General features: G+C 75.5%; 1 protein-coding gene and 1 pseudogene. One reads left to right on the plus strand and one right to left on the minus strand.

The window, feature by feature from the left end:
* Nucleotides 1-217, minus strand: a pseudogene (locus J1M39_RS08955) (A/G-specific adenine glycosylase); the annotation flags it as partial.
* A 41-nt stretch (nt 218-258) separates the two neighbouring features.
* Between J1M39_RS08955 and J1M39_RS08960 the strand changes: the two are divergent.
* A partial coding sequence (locus tag J1M39_RS08960) for a hypothetical protein (RefSeq protein ID WP_206496691.1) occupies nt 259-964 on the plus strand: 706 nt, incomplete at its 3' end.

Below are 964 nucleotides of genomic sequence, written 5' to 3' on the forward strand. Positions count from 1 at the left end.
GGGTGGGCCAGCGCTCCAGCCACTCCCGCCAGCGGGGCAGCACCCGCACGACCGGGGTCTGCTGGAGCATGATCTCCGAGACGAGCACGCCCCACGGGGAGCAGTCCGGGCTGCGCCAGGGCAGGTCCCGGGCGTGGACGGCGAACCAGCCCAGCATCGCGTCGTGCAGGTGCGGCACGTCCACCGTGGGCGGGACGAGGGGGGCGGGCGCGGGCATGGCGTCCACTGTAGGGTGCGCCGCCGCCTACCCTGGATCGCATGCCGTCTCGTCCGACTTCCCCCGGGTCGAAGCCGTCCCCCGCCGTCTACCGCCGCCGGCGGCTCGTGGCCGCCCTGCTCGCCCTCGTGCTCCTGCTCCTGGTGGGGTGGGCCGTCGTGGCGCTCGTCCGAGCCGGGATCGGCGCCTTCTCCTCCGAGGACGCCGACCCCTCCGCCGCCCCGACGCCGGTGCACTCCCCGTCGCCCGCCCCGGCCACGGACGCCGAGTCCAGTTCCGCCTCGCCTACCGTGGCCCTCGAGGACGCCGCCGAGTGCCAGCCCTCGGATCTGCGGATCGCCGCCTCCGCGGACCGGTCCGAGTACCAGCGGGGCGAGGAGGCCGAGCTGCGCCTGGGCATCACGAACCTCTCCTCGACCCCGTGCCGCACGGATGTGGGCACGGCCCGGCAGGAGTTCACGATCCGCACGGCCGAGGGCGACGACGTCTTCTCCACCCGCATCTGCCAGGCGGACCCCGCGGAGGCCCAGCGGGTGCTGTACCCGCACGAGGAGCTCACCGCCGTGTACCGCTGGTCCGGCCGCGCCTCGAGCCAGGACTGCGGCCGCCTCGGCGCTCTCGCGGAGCCCGGGCCCCATCTGCTGACGGTCAGCCTCGGCGACGTCACCTCCCGCCCCGTCGCGCTGAAGATCCTCGAGGAGCTCGCCCCGGGGGCCCAGGACAGCAGCTCCTCGGCCGCCCCCTCCT

This window comes from Micrococcus sp. KRD077 (assembly GCF_017168505.1).
Lineage (GTDB): Bacteria > Actinomycetota > Actinomycetes > Actinomycetales > Micrococcaceae > Micrococcus > Micrococcus luteus.